At 41.7% G+C, this 18,827-nt stretch carries 23 protein-coding genes; 11 read left to right on the forward strand and 12 right to left on the reverse strand.

The window, feature by feature from the left end; all coding sequences use genetic code 11:
- Positions 1-61: 61 nt before the first annotated feature.
- Positions 62-1,642: a fatty acid--CoA ligase gene (locus tag ACJ9PY_RS03700; protein ID WP_098187155.1), complete on the forward strand. Its 1,581-nt coding sequence runs from the start codon at positions 62-64 to the stop codon at positions 1,640-1,642.
- Positions 1,643-1,990: 348 nt separating this feature from the next.
- Here the strand turns inward: ACJ9PY_RS03700 and ACJ9PY_RS03705 are convergent, their stop codons facing one another.
- From ACJ9PY_RS03705 to ACJ9PY_RS03715, 3 genes are all read right to left on the reverse strand, one after another.
- Positions 1,991-2,173, reverse strand: a complete 183-nt coding sequence (locus ACJ9PY_RS03705) for a YfhD family protein (RefSeq protein ID WP_057278714.1) — start codon at positions 2,171-2,173, stop codon at positions 1,991-1,993.
- Between the two features lie 108 nt (positions 2,174-2,281).
- A complete protein-coding gene (locus ACJ9PY_RS03710; protein WP_081088510.1) occupies positions 2,282-2,404 on the reverse strand; it encodes a YfhE family protein in 123 nt (40 codons plus the stop codon).
- 52 nt (positions 2,405-2,456) lie between these two features.
- A complete protein-coding gene (locus ACJ9PY_RS03715) occupies positions 2,457-3,377 on the reverse strand; it encodes a TIGR01777 family oxidoreductase (protein ID WP_057278744.1) in 921 nt (306 codons plus the stop codon).
- Positions 3,378-3,503: 126 nt separating this feature from the next.
- Between ACJ9PY_RS03715 and recX the strand changes: the two genes are divergently transcribed.
- Both recX and ACJ9PY_RS03725 read left to right on the forward strand, forming a co-directional pair.
- Positions 3,504-4,301, forward strand: a complete 798-nt coding sequence (gene recX / locus ACJ9PY_RS03720; protein WP_098864213.1) for a recombination regulator RecX — start codon at positions 3,504-3,506, stop codon at positions 4,299-4,301.
- A 76-nt stretch (positions 4,302-4,377) separates the two neighbouring features.
- Entirely contained in the window at positions 4,378-4,689 is a 312-nt protein-coding gene (locus ACJ9PY_RS03725) for a YfhH family protein (protein ID WP_034305394.1), read from the forward strand.
- A gap of 41 nt (positions 4,690-4,730) precedes the next feature.
- On the opposite strand, the gene ACJ9PY_RS03730 is transcribed toward ACJ9PY_RS03725, so the two are convergent.
- Positions 4,731-4,886, reverse strand: coding sequence for a small, acid-soluble spore protein K (locus ACJ9PY_RS03730; RefSeq protein ID WP_034305387.1), 156 nt, complete (start codon positions 4,884-4,886; stop codon positions 4,731-4,733).
- 113 nt (positions 4,887-4,999) lie between these two features.
- Here ACJ9PY_RS03730 and ACJ9PY_RS03735 point away from each other — a divergent pair, with 113 nt between their 5' ends.
- Positions 5,000-5,266: a YfhJ family protein gene (locus ACJ9PY_RS03735; protein ID WP_034305384.1), complete on the forward strand. Its 267-nt coding sequence runs from the start codon at positions 5,000-5,002 to the stop codon at positions 5,264-5,266.
- A gap of 49 nt (positions 5,267-5,315) precedes the next feature.
- On the opposite strand, the gene ACJ9PY_RS03740 is transcribed toward ACJ9PY_RS03735, so the two are convergent.
- Positions 5,316-6,293 carry a metal-dependent hydrolase gene (locus ACJ9PY_RS03740; protein WP_048685454.1) on the reverse strand — a complete coding sequence of 326 codons (978 nt, stop codon included), beginning with the start codon at positions 6,291-6,293 and terminating at the stop codon, positions 5,316-5,318.
- Positions 6,294-6,501: 208 nt separating this feature from the next.
- Here ACJ9PY_RS03740 and mutY point away from each other — a divergent pair, with 208 nt between their 5' ends.
- Positions 6,502-7,617, forward strand: coding sequence for an A/G-specific adenine glycosylase (gene mutY, locus ACJ9PY_RS03745; protein ID WP_411739509.1), 1,116 nt, complete (start codon positions 6,502-6,504; stop codon positions 7,615-7,617).
- Positions 7,618-7,712: 95 nt separating this feature from the next.
- Here the strand turns inward: mutY and ACJ9PY_RS03750 are convergent, their stop codons facing one another.
- Positions 7,713-7,937 (reverse strand): hypothetical protein, encoded by a 225-nt coding sequence (locus ACJ9PY_RS03750; protein WP_034305377.1) that lies wholly within the window; start codon positions 7,935-7,937, stop codon positions 7,713-7,715.
- Between the two features lie 67 nt (positions 7,938-8,004).
- On the opposite strand from ACJ9PY_RS03750, the gene fabL reads away from it, so the two are divergent.
- From fabL to ACJ9PY_RS03775, 5 genes are all read left to right on the forward strand, one after another.
- Positions 8,005-8,754 (forward strand): enoyl-[acyl-carrier-protein] reductase FabL, encoded by a 750-nt coding sequence (gene fabL / locus ACJ9PY_RS03755; RefSeq protein ID WP_057278719.1) that lies wholly within the window; start codon positions 8,005-8,007, stop codon positions 8,752-8,754.
- An 82-nt stretch (positions 8,755-8,836) separates the two neighbouring features.
- On the forward strand, positions 8,837-9,115 hold the full coding sequence (locus ACJ9PY_RS03760; RefSeq protein ID WP_034305369.1) for a gamma-type small acid-soluble spore protein: 279 nt from the start codon (positions 8,837-8,839) through the stop codon (positions 9,113-9,115).
- A gap of 161 nt (positions 9,116-9,276) precedes the next feature.
- A complete protein-coding gene (locus ACJ9PY_RS03765; protein ID WP_063577340.1) occupies positions 9,277-9,531 on the forward strand; it encodes a YgaB family protein in 255 nt (84 codons plus the stop codon).
- Positions 9,532-9,764: 233 nt separating this feature from the next.
- Complete coding sequence (locus ACJ9PY_RS03770) at positions 9,765-10,295, forward strand: DUF402 domain-containing protein (RefSeq protein ID WP_048685440.1); 531 nt, start codon at positions 9,765-9,767, stop codon at positions 10,293-10,295.
- Between the two features lie 242 nt (positions 10,296-10,537).
- Positions 10,538-12,286, forward strand: coding sequence for an ABC transporter ATP-binding protein (locus ACJ9PY_RS03775; RefSeq protein ID WP_134784203.1), 1,749 nt, complete (start codon positions 10,538-10,540; stop codon positions 12,284-12,286).
- Positions 12,287-12,367: 81 nt separating this feature from the next.
- Here ACJ9PY_RS03775 and ACJ9PY_RS03780 read toward each other — a convergent pair whose 3' ends face one another.
- The 5 genes from ACJ9PY_RS03780 to ACJ9PY_RS03800 all read right to left on the reverse strand — a co-directional run bounded on the left by ACJ9PY_RS03780 (position 12,368) and on the right by ACJ9PY_RS03800 (position 16,786).
- Complete coding sequence (locus ACJ9PY_RS03780) at positions 12,368-13,285, reverse strand: EamA family transporter (protein ID WP_411739510.1); 918 nt, start codon at positions 13,283-13,285, stop codon at positions 12,368-12,370.
- Between the two features lie 292 nt (positions 13,286-13,577).
- Entirely contained in the window at positions 13,578-13,925 is a 348-nt protein-coding gene (locus ACJ9PY_RS03785; RefSeq protein ID WP_057278720.1) for a hypothetical protein, read from the reverse strand.
- Positions 13,926-13,938: 13 nt separating this feature from the next.
- Complete coding sequence (locus ACJ9PY_RS03790; RefSeq protein WP_034305357.1) at positions 13,939-14,469, reverse strand: NAD(P)H-dependent oxidoreductase; 531 nt, start codon at positions 14,467-14,469, stop codon at positions 13,939-13,941.
- Positions 14,470-14,487: 18 nt separating this feature from the next.
- Complete coding sequence (locus ACJ9PY_RS03795; protein ID WP_371748515.1) at positions 14,488-16,092, reverse strand: DHA2 family efflux MFS transporter permease subunit; 1,605 nt, start codon at positions 16,090-16,092, stop codon at positions 14,488-14,490.
- Between the two features lie 55 nt (positions 16,093-16,147).
- Entirely contained in the window at positions 16,148-16,786 is a 639-nt protein-coding gene (locus ACJ9PY_RS03800; protein ID WP_057278723.1) for an HlyD family efflux transporter periplasmic adaptor subunit, read from the reverse strand.
- Positions 16,787-17,114: 328 nt separating this feature from the next.
- Here ACJ9PY_RS03800 and ACJ9PY_RS03805 point away from each other — a divergent pair, with 328 nt between their 5' ends.
- A complete protein-coding gene (locus ACJ9PY_RS03805) occupies positions 17,115-17,573 on the forward strand; it encodes a MarR family winged helix-turn-helix transcriptional regulator (protein WP_082196714.1) in 459 nt (152 codons plus the stop codon).
- A gap of 57 nt (positions 17,574-17,630) precedes the next feature.
- On the opposite strand, the gene ACJ9PY_RS03810 is transcribed toward ACJ9PY_RS03805, so the two are convergent.
- A complete protein-coding gene (locus ACJ9PY_RS03810) occupies positions 17,631-18,722 on the reverse strand; it encodes an FUSC family protein (protein WP_034305350.1) in 1,092 nt (363 codons plus the stop codon).
- Positions 18,723-18,827 lie beyond the last annotated feature (105 nt).

An 18,827-nucleotide genomic window follows, 5' to 3' on the forward strand; every position in this document is an offset into this window, starting at 1 on the left:
CCATCGGCAGGCTTTGCTGAATTCTTCCTGTTGATGGTGGTTACTTGAGGAGGAGAATGATTTGTCAGTAACGATTAAAAATATCTTTGATCAGACGGTTCAGAAATTCCCCATTAAAGAAGCTATCTACGACGTGAGAAGAAATATCCGCTATACGTACATCCAATGGAATGAACAGGTGAATAGGTTGGCGGCGGCCCTTCAAGCGGAAGGGGTGCGAAAAGGGGACAGGGTATCTACTTACCTTTACAACAATGAAGAGCTTGCAACAGCGTTCTTTGCCTGTGCAAAAATCGGTGCAATCTTCAATCCGATCAACTTCCGTTTAATGCCGGAAGAGTTGGCCTTCATTTTGAACGACGCTGCTCCAAAGGTCGTTCTATTCGAACGCGAATTGGAAACGAACGTCGCCGCGGTTGAAAAGCGATTTCCGGAAACGGCCTTCTGGTATATAGATGAGGATGTGCCTGGGTATGCCAAAGGTTACCGCCAAAAATTGGCCAGTATCTCCTCAAAACCAGATGAAGTTGAAGTTCACGAAGATGACATTTATGCCATCATGTATACGAGCGGAACTACCGGACGTCCCAAAGGGGTCATTCACCTTCATAAAGACATGGTCAAACAAGCCGAGATTTTAATAGAGGCCATGAAGTATGAACGCTCTGATATCGGTTTGATTACTGCACCGATGTTTCATTGTGCTGAATTGCACTGCTCTTTTTTACCTCGTGTACAGGTCGGTGCAGCTAATGTCATATTACATCAGTTTCATCCCAAAAAGGTCATGGAACTGATTGAATCCGAGGGGGTCACCAAGTTTTTTGCTGCACCTACGATGTGGAACATGCTCATTCAGGAAAAATTGGAGGAGTATAAATTCCAGAGCTTGAAGTTAGGGCTTTATGGAGCAGCCCCCATGGCTCCATCCCTTGTACGTGCCTGTCAGGAGAAACTCGGCATCCAGTTCATCCAGGCCTATGGAATGACTGAAATGGGGCCGGCCATAACTCTCCTATTGGAGGAAGATCAAATTAGGAAAGCGGGTTCTGCCGGCAAGGCATGTTCCGAACATGAAATCATCATTGCCCGTCCGAATGACGATGGGCCATCAGATCCCGAGGATATGCTGGAACCTGGGGAAACAGGGGAAATCCTTGTAAAGGGTCCGTGTATCATGCAGGGTTACTTTCAAAAAGATAGAGAGACCGAAAAGGCGCTTTACAAAGGCTGGTACCATTCCGGTGACATCGGTTTCCTAGATGAAGATGGATATCTGTGGGTCAAGGACCGTGTGGACGACATGATTATTTCTGGAGGGGAAAATATTTATCCGCGTGAAGTGGAAGATACACTATATGAGCATCAAGGAGTTCTCGACTGTGCGGTACTTGGTCAGCCAGATGATCAATGGGGGGAAACGGTAACGGCATTCATCGTAGCCAAAGACCCAATGCTTGCCGAAAGCGATTTAGAAACTTGGTGTAAGAACAGTAATAGTTTGGCGAACTATAAACGTCCAAGGAGATATATCTTCTGTAATGAGCTGCCTCGGAACGCAAGTGGGAAGATACAAAAGTTCTTGCTTCGTAAACAGTTGGAAGAAAATGTTGATGGCAAAGGTTTGGGGAACCTTCTTTAAATGCCGGGGTCAGCAGCCGATGAAATACCAAGATAGGGTTTAGAATTGCTGGAAAAAGATTTGGATAAATTATTTTATAAATAATAACCTTGTGGAACAAATGAAGGAGAGAGAATAGTTATCCACAACGAAAATGTAGCGTGTTAGCCCAATCTCTCCTTTATCCACATAATCCACAGGGTTATCCAGAAATAACATTATTTTCATGTTGATAAGGTGAGTTAATGGACTTATTTTTTGTCAGTATTTTCAGAATATATCCACAATATACACAGGGTTGTGGATAAGCTATGTAAATAAAGAGGACCAAGGGGCTAACTTACAGCCCCTTGGGTTGGTTTATTCTGCTTATCGGCGATTATGAGCACGGCGGTCAGCCGCATTTGCACGGGCTTGTGCCTCGATATCTTCCTGGTCAGCCAGTTCGGAAGAATATTCAACGTCAAGTCCGTCACTTTTCAGGTTTTTGGGAACCTGAGGAAGTTTCTGTGTGTTCTTATCTCGATTATGGTGTATGTTATTTCGTCCCATGTTATCGCCCCCTGGAATATAAATAAGCTGGAGATGAATTTCACTAATCATCTCCAGCTTATTTTGTGTTGAGTGGCTGTTCAAAATGTAAGGGAAAAAACTCCAAACCTAACGACGGGATTTCTTCTCGGTATATCCACCAGCTCGATCTGCTTTTTTAAATTCGCGAGCATAAAGGATCGCTTGTGTACTAGTTAAGTTACTTTTTTCTTTATCGTGTTTTTTGAGCAATTAGATCATCTCCATTCACTTAATATCCCTATTTTTTCCTAAAATGACCCTTTCATACGTGGGAATCTTCTTTTAAGATATTTTGTAAGGCTTCTTTAAGGGTTGGAAAGGAGAAGGTGAATCCTTCTTCTTTAAGTTTAGTGGGAAGGACATTTTGCCCTTCAAGTACAAGGATGCTCATTTCCCCCAACAATTTCTTGAGGAAGAAAGGGGGGACAGTTAACCAATGGGGCCGGTGCAGGACAGTTCCTATTGTTTTTCCGAATGTATCCATCTGGACGGGGTTCGGTGCTGTAAAATTGACTGGACCTTCTATCCTAGCATCATTCATGCTAAAGATGATTGCACGGACCGCGTCATGGATATGAATCCAGGAAAGCCACTGATTCCCTTTGCCAATCTTTCCTCCGCCAAATAGTTTATAGGGGAAGGCCATCATTGGCAGTGCTCCGTCTTTTTCTCCAAGAATCACCCCGAATCTTGTTAAGATCAACCTTTTACTGTAAGAGCGTGATTTAGCCGCTTCCTTTTCCCATAGTTGAACAGTACGGGCCAAGAAATCATCACCAATGGATTCAGAGGTTTCGGTAAAGGTCTCATCGTCCGAAATACCATAATATCCGATTGCACTTGCATTAATGATGACGGACACTTTGGAGGGCAGTATGGAAATGATCCGGTTCATCTCTTTGGAAGCCTCGATCCTGCTTTCGACAATCCGGCGCTTTCGTTCAGGTGTCCAACGGCCGCTGTTCAGAGATTCACCAGCAAGGTTAATGAACACATCGAGCCCCTCCAAGTGCATTTCCGGCGTTGCCTCCTCGGTCAACCAGCCGATATATGTCAAATTAGTCTGTTTCTTAAATTTTTCGGGATGACGGGTCAAAATATATATATCATGATTTTCTTTTGATAATTCATCAATTAGGGCTGTGCCGACAAAACCGCTTCCACCAGCAATGGCTATTTTCATGAAAACCACTTCCTTTCCCTGTCTTTCCTTCACTTTAACATGCCCATGTTCTTTTTTCATTTTTAGGCATGCTATATATAGAAATGATAAACGTAAAGGGGTAAAGTAGGTGTGGGGGGTGGATTTATGCCAAACATAACAAAAATAACAACCCAAAAGAAACGTAAAGATCGTTATAACATCTTCGTTGACGAAAAATATGCCTTCAGTGTAGACGAAGAAGTGCTATTGAAATTTCAGTTGAAAAAGGGTATGGAACTTGATGACCTGCTTTTGGCCGAAATACAATTCCATGATGAAATCCAAAAAGCATTTACCGATGCACTTAATTATTTATCATACCGGATGCGCTCGGAATCGGAAATTCGCCTTTATTTAAAAAAGAAGGAAACGGAAGAGCCGATCATTAAGGAAGCGATACATAAACTATACAGCTTTAACTATTTAGACGACCTTGAATTTTCCAAGGCTTACGTGCGGACCCATGTGAATGGAGGGAATAAAGGGCCCACTACCCTTAAGCTTGAGCTTAAGGAAAAAGGGGTGCAAGAGAAGTTGATTGTCGAGGCATTGAAGGAATACCCTTATGACATTCAAATTGAACATGCAAGGAATCTGGCTGGAAAAGCGGTCAAAAAGGAAAAAAACATTTCCGAACGAGCTTTAAGGCTGAAGGTTGAACAAACCTTGTTACGGAAAGGTTTCCCAAGAGATGTCATCCATGAAGCACTTGAAGATGTGACGGTGGAAAAGGATGAGGATGAACAATGGGATTCCCTTTGCCACCATGCCGAAAAAATGCAACGCCGATATAAAAACCATGAAGGCTTTGAATATGAACAAAAAATGAAGCAGGCATTATACCGAAAAGGTTTTCCAATAGAATTGATTGAGCGTTATCTTTCCAATCCTGATGGTGATTAAGTGCATCAATAGCCAAATCACAAAATTTTGTTTAATATAGAAGTAAATTAATTATTTCATTTGAGGAGTCATATATATGAGCGACGTAAGATACAGCAAGCTATCTGCCTATGAACTGCAACAGGAAATCGCAGCGTTGACTGAAAAAGCGAGAAAAGCAGAGCAATTGGGAATGGTTAATGAATATTCAGTATTGGAACGAAAAGTGACGATGGCCAAGGCCTATTTGTTAAATCCTGATGATTTCAAAAAAGGTGAAATATATCAAATTGACGGAGATCCCGGTGTCTATTTCAAAATTGATTATATGAACGGCGTATTCGCTTGGGGTTACCGCTTGGGCGGTAGCGGTAAGGAAGAAGCACTCCCGATTTCAATGCTGAAATAAAAAGGAACCGGGGAAGTACCCGGTTCCTTCTGATGTACCTTTTAATTCGATCGCTCGTTTGAAGCTTTCATTCTTTCTTGAGGGTGTGTATTAATACTTCCATCTGCACGCTTTGAAGCATATCTTGCCTTTGCACGAGGCTCGCCTTGGAATTTGTTATTGTTTTGGTTGGGGAATCCTTTTTGTTTATTTCGCAAATTTTTTCTCCTCCAAGCATCAGATTAAGAAAGAAGCGTTTCCGCTTACAACTAGTATGGGTATGGGACAGTATAGTTCATTCTGTAAAAATATTGGCAATGAGGTGGTTCTAATGAATGATTACCATGAAAGATTAACCAAGATACTGCTTGAGAAAAATGAACACATCACGTATGAGCAAGCTTTGACTTGGGTGGAATTATTATGGGAAGATTTCGAAGCGACCTATGCAAAGGCTGGGCATGAATATGCCGGTGAAGAAATGACATCGCGCGTTGTAAGGACCTGGATTGATAACTACGGTGAGCAATTCCACGAATTCATTGCAAAGAACCCTAAATATCAGCAGTTATTAAATCAGCAGAATCGACTGCATTAAAAAAGCTGATTCCAGAGGAGTTCCCTGGAATCAGCTCTTTTTCAATATACTATAAAATAATATTCAATTTCTTCTGCAGCTTCGCTTCACTAAAGATCCAGCCGGTATAAGAATTCAAGATATTCAATTCGCTGTCTAAATGGACCACTGCCACAAACGGGTAATATCCATTGCTGCGATATCTTAGATCGATAAAACGGACTTCGTAATATTCTTTTATCTGTTCGATTTCGAATCGGTAAACCGGAGAAAAGGACAGAAAGGCTGCCAAGTTGATATCCTTCTTGGCGGCTTCGAGAATTTCACTTTCAGGCAATGGCACCCGATCGAACGTATCAAGAATCTTCACATATCCATTATCGGCTCGTGCCACATAATAATTCTTTTCGGTAATCACCGCAATTTTCCAGCGGTGAAAACGCATCGTCGGTGATAAAAGAATTTTCCTTGCTCCAGGAATTTGCTGTTTGACCACTCTTTTTATAAAAGCTTGTTCCCTGAACCTGGAAATGTAATAAATGACGAGTATCCCGTAAATGGAAAGAAATAAATAGCCTGGAGGAAATCCGAAGCCCCATAATATCAGGCCTGCAACATGTATTCCAAAAATGAATGGATCGAATGTATTGATGACCCCTAAAGCTACCCATTTTGACGAAATCGGCCTAAGAGCCTGGGTCCCGTAAGCATTGAATATATCCACGAATACGTGAAGGAATACGGCTAAAAAGGTCCAAAGCCAAAGATGAAGGTAATTTGCTTCAGGTATGATGGCGAAAATTGCTCCGCTAATAATCAAGGGCCAAAGTAAAACAGCGGGAATGGAATGCGTGATTCCACGGTGGTTGCGTATATATACAGCGTTATTCCTTAATTTTAAAACGGTGTCAATGTCCGGAGCTTGTGATCCCAATATCGTACCTGCTATGACTGCACTTGCAGTAACTGGGCTCTGCGCAATGACGGGATCTAATGTGGCAAGACCTCCAAGAGCAATTCCCATGACAAAGTGAGTACCTGTATCCAAAAAACTAACCTCCCTGCCACAATTTGAAAAAAATGGTCTTCTTTCATCATACCGTATTTATATATTAACCATCAAATGAATATAATTTTGATTTATTTCAAGTGACCCGTTACAAATAAATGGATATGAACATGATATTAAAAAAAGAATGGCCTACTATAGGTATTCCCAATTTTGATTAGAGTGTAACATCTTTGGAGGAACTGATGTGAAAGAAATAACGATCCCGACAATAGAAAAAATAAAAATCGATGAATTTCAAAAAGATTTGGTTTCCTGGTTTCTCGAAGAACAAAGAGAATTGCCATGGAGGGAAAATAAGGACCCTTACCGCGTTTGGGTTTCTGAAATAATGCTGCAGCAAACGAGAGTGGATACGGTGATTCCTTTTTTCAACCGGTTCATCGAATGGTTCCCGACACTCGAGGACTTTGCCAATGCAGATGAAGAGAAGGTCCTGAAAGCTTGGGAAGGGCTGGGATATTACTCGCGTGTAAGGAATCTGCATAGTGCCGTTCAGGAAGTGAAGGCATCCTACAATGGGATTGTACCGGATGATCCCGAGGAAATCTCCAAATTGAAAGGTGTCGGCCCATATACTGCCGGTGCGATTCTAAGTATCGCATACGGCAAGCCGGAGCCAGCCGTTGATGGAAACGTCATGCGTGTTTTATCAAGGATATTAATGATATATGAAGACATAGCAAAGCCAAAGACAAGAAAAACATTCGAAGCTGCCGTCAGGAAGCTGATCGATCATGAACATACCTCTGCCTTCAATCAAGCCTTGATGGAACTTGGAGCATTAATCTGCACACCTGGTAAGCCTGCCTGCCTATTATGCCCCGTTCAAAGTCATTGTCTAGCATTTGAAGCAGGGGTTCAGTCGGAATTGCCGGTAAAAATCCAAAAGAAAAAAACAAGGGATGTACCAATTGTAGCCGCCGTTTTAACGAATGGAAAAGGTGAATTTTTAATTCACAAGCGAGCGTCAGAAGGATTGCTAGCTAATCTTTGGGAATATCCGAATTTCGAAAACCATACATCCCTCTTGCATAAGAGGGAATTCTTCGAGAGTCGGTTTAAGGAAATGTATGGCGTCAAACCGGAAATCACTGAATCACTTGTGAGAATTGAACATGTTTTCTCACATCTCGTTTGGAAAATGGACACGTATATCGGCGTGGTCAAAGAGGACATCGATGAAGAGACGCTAAAAGAACAGCAACTTAAGTGGGTGAGTGAAGCAGAGATGGAGCAGTTGGCATTTCCGGTCTCCCACCAAAAAATGATAAAGGCGTATAAAGAAAAAGGAGTGCATTGAATAAGCGAATGAAATCGTGATATATGCATAAAAGAGGATATCCGATAAGATATCCTCTTCCTTTTGTTGATTTTCAAAGCAATAACCGTATAAAATCATTCGTAACTGGTTTTCGTTCCATGAGTATAATCGGCTTCTTGCCTGTTAAGTCCGCCTCTATTTTCAATTTCTTTGACGATTTCGCTATGGATACTCTGTCCTTCTTGGTTTAAATAAGGTACCATTTGTTGAAGGGAGTGATGAAAATAGGCAAGTTCACTATTTTCCCAATCCGATTTTTTCATCATCGACAACTCAGTCATATCACGTCCAACATACATAACAGTAACACCCCTTAAAAAATGATTTTTATTACTCGGTGTTTACTCAGAAAGGATGAATAAACGAATGGAACAAAAAGTGGCACTCGTTACAGGTAGCAGTAAAGGTTTAGGCAGAAGCACGGCAATAAAGCTTGCAGAGGAAGGTTACGACCTCGTTATTAATTATGCCCGGAGCAAGTCGAAAGCATTAGAAGTGGCAGCCGAAATTGAAGCGTTGGGGCGAAAAGCCCTTGTAGTCAAGGCAAATGTCGGTGATGTTGCGAAAGTGAAAAGCATGTTCGAGGAAATCGATGCTTATTACGGACGTTTGGATATTTTCATCAATAATGCGGCCTCTGGTGTCCAGCGTCCATTGATGGAGCTGGAGGAATCCCATTGGAATTGGACCATGGACATTAATACAAAAGCCCTCCTTTTCTGCGCACAGGAAGCGGCGAAATTAATGGAGAGGAACGGCGGGGGGAAAATCGTCAGCATCAGTTCACTAGGATCCATTCGCTATTTGAAAAATTATACAGCTGTTGGAGTTTCCAAAGCTGCGCTTGAAGCCCTGACAAGATATTTAGCGGTCGAATTGGCTGCTAAAAATATTTGTGTCAATGCCGTTTCAGGCGGTGTGATCGATACGGATGCCCTGAAGTCTTTCCCGAATCGGGATGAAATGCTTGCTGAAGCGGCAGAACAGACTCCCGCTGGACGCATGGTCGAGGTGGAAGATATGGTGAATACCATCCTGTTTTTAATTTCCGATGGGGCCAGGATGATTCGTGGACAAACCGTAATAGTTGATGGAGGCATTTCATTGCTTGTTTGATGTAACTGGAAAAATTTAAATGATTTTTGTTGGATAGCACTCCTGGATAATGGTTATCTTATTATTTGTGGAGGTGATATCAATGGCTAAAAACAACATGAATAAATCACAAGCAGGTACTAATGTTCAACAAGTGAGACAACAAAACGCGCAATCTCAACAAGGCCAAGGCCAATACGGTACAGAGTTTGCTTCTGAAACTAACGTTCAAGAAGTGAGACAACAAAACGCGCAATCTCAACAGAAAAAAGGCCAAGGTCAAGCACAAGGCCAATACGGTACAGAGTTTGCTTCTGAAACTAACGTTCAAGAAGTGAAACAACAAAACCAAAAATCTCAAAGCAATAAAAGCCAAGGCTAATTGCGATGAAAAGCATCCTTCTTATGAAGGGTGCCTTTTTTTTTGCCTTCCATTGGATTCGACAAATGTTTCGTCGTGTTTACATTTTATGTCAAAGGAGAAAGCTGATAAAAATAGAATATACATACTATAGAAAAAATACAGATTAGGAAGGTGCATTCATGGAGGAATTTAACCGGCTTATAAACAACCAGTTGAAAACGATGGATAAGCTTTTACTTTTACAATCCGAAATCGAAAGATGCCAAGATATAGAGAAGCAACTCCTTGCCCTTGAAGAGGAGAGTGAAGCGGTCACCATTCAGGAAGAGATTCAACTTAAAAAGCAGGAATTGAAAAGTATCCATGATATGTTCGAAAAGCAAACGGAAGAAGTCATCCGTTATTTTCAGCAAGGACAGGCAGCCATACGATAAATAACCGGCTAATTTCTTAGATGAAATGGGTGGATGGTCAGACTTTTTCGACTTATTTACACATTTTCACTGGGAGATTAGCCACTTTTGTTTTAAATTTATAAATAAATCGCTATAATATAGGAATATAGGGTAAATGGAAAAAAGTATATATTTTAAATACACACAACAACTGCAAACGGAATAGGGCACAGTACGCTGTCAGGGTGTCTATAGAAAGTAGGGAGAGATAAATGGGGATTGTTCCTGCCGAAGGAGGAAAAATCCAAATCCATAGCTATAAACATAATGGACATATCCATCGTATCTGGGAAGAGACAACCGTTTTAAAAGGGACCCAAAATCTGGTGATAGCAGCGAATGACCGTACTATGGTAACGGAATCAGATGGAAGGACCTGGATTACGAGAGAGCCGGCGATTTGCTATTTTCATTCAAAGTATTGGTTTAATGTTATTGGTATGTTGAGAGAGGACGGGGTTTATTATTATTGCAATATCAGTTCGCCGTTCACATACGATTCGGGAGCATTGAAATACATTGATTATGACCTGGACATTAAAGTATTCCCAGATATGACGTTTAATTTGCTGGATGAGGATGAATATGAAAGGCATCGGAAAGAAATGAATTACCCGGATGCCATCGATTCAATATTGAAACAGAACGTAGACTATTTGATTTATATGATACGCCAGCGAAAAGGACCATTCTCCGCAGAGTTTATTGATAGTTGGTATGAACGCTTTTTAACCTATCGATGATAGAAAAGGCCTGCTGCATAATTGGCAGGCTTTTTCATTGTGTATCGTATCTACACCATCTGATTCAATCTTTCAAGGCGCAGGAACCATTAAACCTCCTACAAATGTTTATGAAAGTGATCCTTTTGATAGTTAATTACCGAAAAGGAAAATATAATTGAATAGTGCATATAAGATTCCCAATTGACCGTTATGGGCTTTTTTAGCATTTGGATTTATTGATTAAGAAAAGGAGGAATTCCGTGGGGAGCATTAAGAGATATTTGCAATTCGTCAAACCATATAAATGGCAGATAATCGGAACGGTACTGATTGGACTGCTAAAGTTCGCGATTCCGCTTTTGCTTCCATTGCTCAGTAAGTATATAGTGGATGACATCATCGGAAACGGTGATCTGTCCAAAGCCGTGAAGTCCGAACGCCTTATATGGGCGATGGCCATCATGATATTCATTTTTGTTGCAGTTAGACCGCCGATTGAGTATTACAGACAATATTTCGCTCAATGGACCGGAACGAAAATCTTATATGATATTCGTAATGATTTATTTACTCATATACAGAAACTGAGTTTTAAATATTATTCCAATACAAGGGTGGGCGAGGTCATTTCAAGGATGATCACGGACGTGGAACAAACGAAGAACTTTGTCATCACGGGTTTAATGAACCTTTGGCTCGATATCGCAACGATCATCATAGTGATAGTCATCATGTTTACGATGGATGTGAAATTAACCATTGTATCCATCATCATGCTTCCATTTTACGCATTTTCGATTAAGCATTTCTTTGGCAAGCTGAGAACGTATACAAGGATTCGGTCCCAAGCCTTAGCAGATGTACAGAGTCACCTTCATGAACGGGTTTCAGGGATGTCAGTCATCAAAAGCTTTGCGATAGAAGACCGGGAACAGGAATTGTTTGCGAAGCAGAACAAGAATTTCCTCGATAAGGCCTTAAAGCATACGAGCTGGAATGCCAAGTCATTTGCTGTCGTGAATACGATCACGGATATTGCCCCCTTGCTCGTGATAGGATTTGCCGGTTATCAGGTCATTCATGAACAATTGTCACTGGGTACCATGGTTGCTTTCGTCGGTTTCATTGACCGGCTATATAATCCCCTCAGACGTTTAGTTAACTCTTCGACGACAATGACCCAGACATTGGCGTCCATGGACAGGGTTTTTGAGTTTGTGGATGAGAAGTATGATATCGATGATGAACCAGGGGCGAAAGAGCTGAAGCATGTGGATGGCCGAATAACCTTTCAGGATGTATCGTTTGCTTATGACGAGAAAGAGGCACCCGTTTTGAAACATATAAACTTGGATGTTAAACCAGGGGAAACCATTGCACTTGTCGGTATGAGCGGCGGCGGGAAATCCTCGATCGTCAGTTTGATTTCCCGTTTCTATGATGTGACGGAGGGAAGGGTATTATTGGATGGGACGGATATCCGTAAATATCAAGTCCGCAGCCTAAGAGATAAAATAGGAATGGTACTACAGGATAATATCTTATTTAGTGAATCGGTTAAGGCCAACATCCTTATGGGACGACCTGATGCAAGTGATGAAGAAGTATTTGAAGCGGCAAAGGCGGCGAATGCCCATGACTTCATCATGGGTCTAAAAGAAGGATATGAAACGAAAGTAGGGGAGCGGGGAGTTAAATTATCCGGGGGCCAAAAGCAACGGGTGGCCATTGCGAGGGTATTTTTGAAAAACCCGCCAATCCTTGTACTCGACGAAGCCACCTCCGCATTGGATTTGGAAAGTGAACACTTTATCCAGGAGGCGCTGGATATTTTGGCGAAAAACCGGACCACGATCATCGTCGCCCATCGGTTATCAACCATCACCCATGCCGATCGGATCATTCATATCGATAATGGGGAAATTACGGAAATGGGAACACACGAAGAACTTATGAAAAAGCAAGGGCATTACTACAACCTATTTCAAGTACAACAATTGGATTCTTAAGGAATAAAAGATAAAAAAGAAGACCATTCCGCTAAAGGAATGGCCTTCTTTTTTATTCTGATACGAACTTGTGCATGCACGTTATGAAATCCTTTTTTCATGCAGCGTTTTTTTTCCAGGAAGGAAATGCGGCAGATGCTTTATTCCCTCAGGCAAGGCGATGCCGACGATGATCAAGCACATCCCGAACCATTGCAGTGACGTTACCTGTTCATTCAAGAAGATGACGGAAACGACCATCGCTGAAGGCAGTTCCGCAGCACAAAGAATCGTTCCAAGCCCGACCCCCACTTTCGGTAAACTGACAGCAAAGAAAAAGAAAGGAACTAAAACACCCAATGTGCCGAGCAGCAGACCGTAGTACCATAGGTTCGTTTGGACAAGATTCGTTACAAGTGTGACGGGGTTAGTTGTGAATACAGCAGTCAGCATACCACCCGTTGCAATGAAAAACAGCCGTTTCATGGAAGATTCCCCAACAGCGAATTGAGAGTTGCAGTACATATACAGCGCAAAAAGCAATGCAGACAATAGTCCGAACAATACGCCTTTTAGGCTTAGGCCAGATAGAGGCTGACCGAAGATTGCCCCTGCCAATAATGTACCGATGAAAAGAACGAAAATGGCAAAGAGTTTATTTTTATCCGGGCGTCTTTTATTTAAGAAGCTTTCAATTAGGACGCCTATCCAGGTAAATTGAAATAAAAAGACTACGGCAATCGAAGCGGGAAGCTCGGATACGGAAACGGCATATGCCTTTCCGACGAAAGTGGACATCATGCCCGTGATTAAAAGTAATCCGGCACTCTTCCATGAAACTTTATATTTAAACGAAAAGAGAAATATAACGGAGACAATCAGCCAACCGACAAGATATTGACTGCCGACCAGTTCTCCAGAAGAATGGCCATCCATGAATCCAAACTTCATCATGGTGGATAAAGTGCCATATGAAATCGAACCGATTAAGACCATTATGGAATACTTCAAAAGTTGCATATTTTTCACCCCTATAAAAATAAAAATCGCCACCTGCCAAAAAGGCAAGTGACGAACGAAAAAAGGAAATCCTTTTAAAATTCCGTCTCTCAACAAAAGCTGAGTTTAACAAATTGTATGCGTTGCATTACCTTAGCTTAAAGTCTTTGTGAATATTTGTCAACCAGAAAATAAAGTTAAAGACTGCACGTCGATCACTAAGTTGAGGGTGGCCGCAAAGGTAGGAGAAGATCCTTCAATGGCATATAAAACAAAACCCCCAAATGGCAAATTAGCCTAATGGGGGGGTGTTTTAATCGCCATTCTGTCGGAAGTCCTCCAATGTACCACGGTATTCCTTGTCTTTCATTTTGCGAATATCAGGCTTTTTTTCTGCAGTTGGCTCATCATTTGGTTTTTGTTTATGAAGCTTGGAAAGAGCCAAACGATAATCCTGATCTTTCATTTTCAATTCATCATTGTCTGTAGGGGAGATGATTTCGGTAATGGAATCATCTGCAGTCGGGAAAGCGGACTCTTCCGACGAATTCTCTTCCTCGACTGCAGTCGGCTTACCTTCAGGTGATAAGGCTTTGATATTGAATGTGATCAAGCCCGTAACCGCTAATATGGCAACGATGATAATTAGAATTATGCCCATTGAATCAAGCCTCCTAGAGCCCGTTTATGAATGAACGGGTGACATGGGCTACCCGTTTTCCTAATGCTTCTCCAAGCTTCAAGTCATTTTTGGTGATATTGTCATCCACACCGGGCGGACAGCTTATCCCTACTCCATAGTAGGAACCATATAAGGCATTTTCCGGGACAGTGCCGGGCAAGCCGACAATGATCATGCCTTGATGAAGCATAGGGGTGATTAAGTTCAGCATGGTAGCCTCGAGTCCGCCATGTACGGTGGCCGTGGTACAGAACACAGCACCCACTTTATTGATCAGCGCACCTTCCGCCCAAAGATACCCAAGTTTATCGATCCATGTTTTCAAACTCGAACTGATGGTTCCGAAATGACCGGGACAGCCCCAAATGATCGCATCCATTTCCTGAAGCTTATAAACATCCGCCTCGTTTACATGGTCAATGAGAACCTCAGCCCCAGGAACCGCAGCGGCTCCTTGAGCTATTGATTCGGCAAGTGCTTTCGTATGGTTACCTTCACTGTCGTAAACAACATAGATCTTCATTTTAATTCCTCCATTTAATTAAACCGATTTTTTTACTGGCGAAGGAAGCAAAGGTACATCCAAAGGTTCTTGTTTAGCTTGTTTCATTGCTTTATCCTTCCGAACGTCGCGCAAAAATAGTGAGAGAACGATGCCTGCAATTGCGAAGCCTGTTGCCCAAAAGAATGCATCATTGATTCCCATCACATTTGCTTGTCCCTGGATTTGAGAAGAAATCAGCGACATGGCAGTTTCCTGTGCCTGTTCACTAGTTTGATTCATCGAAGTCATGATGGATTGAACGATAGTTTGGAAATTCTGAACAAAACCGGGATCACTTGTACTCATTTCCGTTCCTAAAGCAGTTCCATGGAAAGAAGCACGGGTTGTATAAATGGTCGTCACGAAGCTCGTACCAATGGCTCCGGTCACTTGTTTCAGCGTATTGCTCATTGCCGTACCATGTGTATTCAAATGCTTAGGTAGCTGATTCATCCCAGCAGTCATGATCGGCATCATCAGTAAAGACATTCCAAGTGCGCGGATGGCATAGATGATGACCAAAGTCGAATAGGTTGTTTCCGTAGTCAATTTAGCGAATTCGAAGGTTGTGACGGCAGTGATCGCCAACCCAATTAGTGCTAATGGACGAGGTCCGATTTTGTCAAATAATGCTCCTGAAATGGGTGACATCACCATCATCACAAGGGCTCCGGGTAGCATCAACAGGCCGGATTGAACTGGTGTGAAGCCTCTTAAAGTCTGCAAATATATAGGCAATAAGAATATCCCGGTAAACATGGCCACTGTGACGATTGCAGAAATGATATTGGATAATACGAACATGTCATACTTAAATACACGGAAGTCGAGCATAGGTGTTTCCGATTTTAGCTGTTGAACAACAAAAAGCGTCAAAAGGATCAGCCCAATGATGATCGTTCCCAGAACAATTGGATCCGTCCAGCTTTTGGAACCTGCTTCACTGACACCGTATAGTAATGATGCAACACCTAGCAAGGATAGAGAGGCACCCAGCAAATCCAATTTGATTTTCCTTGGTTCCGCTACATTACGCATACTTAAAAAGGCGAGTGTCATGACGATCATGCCTAATGGCACCATTGCGTAGAACATGACCCGCCAGCTATATTCCTGAATGACCCAACCTGATAAAGTCGGGCCGATTGCAGGGGCAAACATAATGGCAAGTCCAAAGATCCCCATCCCTTTCCCGCGCATTTCCGGAGGGAAGATGAAAAGAATGATCGTCATGACCAAAGGCTGCAGGATTCCGCCGCCAGCGGCCTGAATCAGCCGGCCTGTAAGGATGACGGGGAAATTTGGTGCGATGCCGCAGATGAATGTCCCGACGGTGAATAGAAACATGGCAGCCAGGAATAAAATGCGCGTGCCAAACCGTTCTATTAAAAAAGCGGAAAGTGGGATCAAGGCTCCATTCACGAGCATGAATCCAGTTGATAACCATTGAATCGTAGTCGCAGCTACATTGAATTCTGCCATCATCCTTGGCATGGCGACACTAAGCAGGGTTTGATTCAAAATGACCATGAACAAACCTAGCATTAGGATAATTAACATGGGGGCAAACTGTTTCATTCCCTTGTTTTCATTTACTGTGATGGTTTGAGAAGCCATGTAAAGAAAAGCCTCCTTTCTGTATAACTGTGTAGCCGGTTTATTTAGTCGAAATTTTCACTTCTGCGTTCATTCCAGGCAGAACTTTATCGGATGGTGCTTTGATGGAAATTTTCACTGGTACTTTTTGAGTGACTTTCGTATAGTTCCCGCTGCTGTTTTGATTGCCCATCACTGAAAAGACAGACGTTGTAGCATAACCGATCTGTTCCAATGTACCTTCGAAGACCGTATCGGGATCTCCATCGATGATAATATCGACGCTGTCACCTTTTTCGATATCCTTCAATTTATTTTCTTCAATATTAGCCGTTATGGACAGATCTTCCATATTGATGGTTTGAGCTAGCGTTTGACCTGCTTGAACAAGCTGCTCATCATGCACTTGTGTTTTAACGATCGTACCTTGTGCTGCGGTTTTTACCGCTTCTTTACCGTCTAAGGTGGTTACATTGGCAACTTTGTCATCCTTACTTACACTGTCTCCTTCGTGTAAGTCCCAATCTGCTAGTTTACCGGCAGCGGGGGCAACGATGGTATATAGCTCACCTGACACTTTCGCTTCATCCGTTTTAATGAAATTCGTGCTTTCATAATAGTAATAAGCCCCACCGGCCAATGCCGCTATTATAATAACCAAACCAATGACATTGATTAAAACTAAACGTCCTCTATTCACTTGTTTCGCCTCCAAAAATATATTGATGATGTGTTCCTTTTTTTTGATTTACGTTCATTAGCTAGAAATGAAATAACCTCCTATTCTAATGTTTATTTATTAATTTTAATAAATATTAATTTTTATAAGTATTAATATTATTAAGTAAAGAGTTTACCAGTTTAATTATTTTTTGTCATGTAATTTATTCGGAAAAATGGTGGGAAATAAATACAGTGAAATAGTAAAAATTTGAATTTTTTTTAGTTTTAAGGATATATGGAAAGTAAAGTTGACATTGGAATGCCATTTAATTAAATTTAAGAGGTAGGATTGTCCTATATAAGGAGTGAGAAGGCTGGAATTTAAATGGGAAGTAACTAATAGTATAGAGATGCAGATTTTTCGGATTAGGAAGAAGCTTAGGGCCATCGTAGCAAAAAATCTTCAGCCTTATGGATTAACATCGCCCCAGTTTTTCATTTTATTGATATTGAAAAAAGAGGGGTCGATTAAATCGACCCAGCTGGCTGACTTCTTAACCGTAAAGCCAAGTGCGATTACAGTATTTGTAGATAAGCTGGTGGAAATGGATTATGTGAAACGGCAGCCCTCTGATAAGGATCGCAGGGTCATCAACCTAGAATTGAAAGAGGCTGGGGAAGCGATTTTGGGGAGAGTCCTTGCGGATCATAACAAATTGATGGGCAAGAACTTCAATTCATTCTCGGAAGATGAGCTGCAGGATCTTTTGAAGAAATTGGATACGATTGAAAAGGCTGCTGATAAGAACCTTTTGGATGATTGAATGAGGGCATGCTCTAAATAGAGACGAAAAAAAGACGGTTCCCGGGAACCGTCTTTTTTAATCTTCTTCGTACTGGACAGATATTTCGTTATCTTCCTTATGGAACGACTGGAAGCTGACGATCAGCTTTTCAAGGTGTTCCAATTGTTCGTCATATTCTATGACTGCAGAAATCAATGGTACAAGGCGGGCAGAGAGGTGGCCTAGGTTATCATGCATTTCGTCCACTTGATTCTGCTGTTCGAAAAAATGGGCGAGCAGCTCTTTACGACTTAAACAATCCTGGTCCCAATCTTCAATCTCCTCGATTGACTTGATTTTTTCGATATGCAGTAATATCAACTGCTCATGCTTGCGGATCAATGAATCAAGCTGCTGTAAGATGCTCCGTTGGAAATCTTCAGGCATTTGATATACTTCATTCTCGAATTTATGGATTCTCTTCAAGGTTTCAAACGCTTTTTTCGTCGTTATGATCATTTGCCGATAAACGACAAGCTTTCTTGCTTTAGCAACACTGTTCTTCTTGAAATATTCCCGTTCCTCTTTGTACATGGAATAGATATGTTCCAAATCGAGTAACTCCGCCTTCAACCGGCTGATGTCCTTTTTCAATAAAGTGTGTTCTGTAGCATGTCTTGTGCTGATTCTGATCCATTTCAAGATGTCTTCCGTTACATCTGTAATGCGTGTATAAAGCTTTGCTTCGTACTTTGGAGGAATGAAAACAAGATTCACGATAAACGAAGAAACGATTCCAAGCAAAACGGATGAGAGACGAATAAAGGCAAAATTAAGGAATTCCCCGTCCTGGCTTTCCATGATGGCAATGACCGTCACGATGGAAAGGACAATCGTTTTATCCATTTTCAGTTTTAAATTGATGGTTATGACAACCATTACGGCAAGACCGATTATAAAAATATCATTTCCGAACAACAAAACGAAGGAGACAGCAACCAATGCGCCAATGATATTTCCTTGAATTTGCTCCAATACCGTTTGATATGAACGGTAAATGGTCGGCTGTATTGCAAAAATTGCAGCAATCCCAGAAAGGACAGGAGCAGGAAGGTTAAGCAGTTCCGATAGGTAAAGCGCTAAAACAATTGCTATTCCTGTTTTGAGAATGCGGGCACCAAACTTCATATATGGGTTAATCCTTTCTTTGTGTTGTAATGGGTCTGGCAAGAAAAGGCTCTATTAATATATAGGCCTTTGCTTAAAATTGTATTCTAACTTATTTGTTAGTAC

This window comes from Peribacillus sp. S4, assembly GCF_046715815.1.
In the GTDB taxonomy this organism is placed as follows: Bacteria; Bacillota; Bacilli; order Bacillales; family DSM-1321; genus Peribacillus; species Peribacillus frigoritolerans.

Coding starts and splice junctions, on each gene's coding strand:
- ACJ9PY_RS03705 (WP_057278714.1), bottom strand. CDS start 2,173: ATGGGACGAAATAACATACACCATAATCGAGATAAGAACACACAGAAA.
- ACJ9PY_RS03715 (WP_057278744.1), bottom strand. CDS start 3,377: ATGAAAATAGCCATTGCTGGTGGAAGCGGTTTTGTCGGCACAGCCCTA.
- recX (WP_098864213.1), top strand. CDS start 3,504: ATGCCAAACATAACAAAAATAACAACCCAAAAGAAACGTAAAGATCGT.
- ACJ9PY_RS03725 (WP_034305394.1), top strand. CDS start 4,378: ATGAGCGACGTAAGATACAGCAAGCTATCTGCCTATGAACTGCAACAG.
- ACJ9PY_RS03735 (WP_034305384.1), top strand. CDS start 5,000: ATGAATGATTACCATGAAAGATTAACCAAGATACTGCTTGAGAAAAAT.
- ACJ9PY_RS03750 (WP_034305377.1), bottom strand. CDS start 7,937: ATGTATGTTGGACGTGATATGACTGAGTTGTCGATGATGAAAAAATCG.
- fabL (WP_057278719.1), top strand. CDS start 8,005: ATGGAACAAAAAGTGGCACTCGTTACAGGTAGCAGTAAAGGTTTAGGC.
- ACJ9PY_RS03760 (WP_034305369.1), top strand. CDS start 8,837: ATGGCTAAAAACAACATGAATAAATCACAAGCAGGTACTAATGTTCAA.
- ACJ9PY_RS03765 (WP_063577340.1), top strand. CDS start 9,277: ATGGAGGAATTTAACCGGCTTATAAACAACCAGTTGAAAACGATGGAT.
- ACJ9PY_RS03770 (WP_048685440.1), top strand. CDS start 9,765: ATGGGGATTGTTCCTGCCGAAGGAGGAAAAATCCAAATCCATAGCTAT.
- ACJ9PY_RS03780 (WP_411739510.1), bottom strand. CDS start 13,285: ATGCAACTTTTGAAGTATTCCATAATGGTCTTAATCGGTTCGATTTCA.
- ACJ9PY_RS03785 (WP_057278720.1), bottom strand. CDS start 13,925: ATGGGCATAATTCTAATTATCATCGTTGCCATATTAGCGGTTACGGGC.
- ACJ9PY_RS03790 (WP_034305357.1), bottom strand. CDS start 14,469: ATGAAGATCTATGTTGTTTACGACAGTGAAGGTAACCATACGAAAGCA.
- ACJ9PY_RS03810 (WP_034305350.1), bottom strand. CDS start 18,722: ATGAAGTTTGGTGCCCGCATTCTCAAAACAGGAATAGCAATTGTTTTA.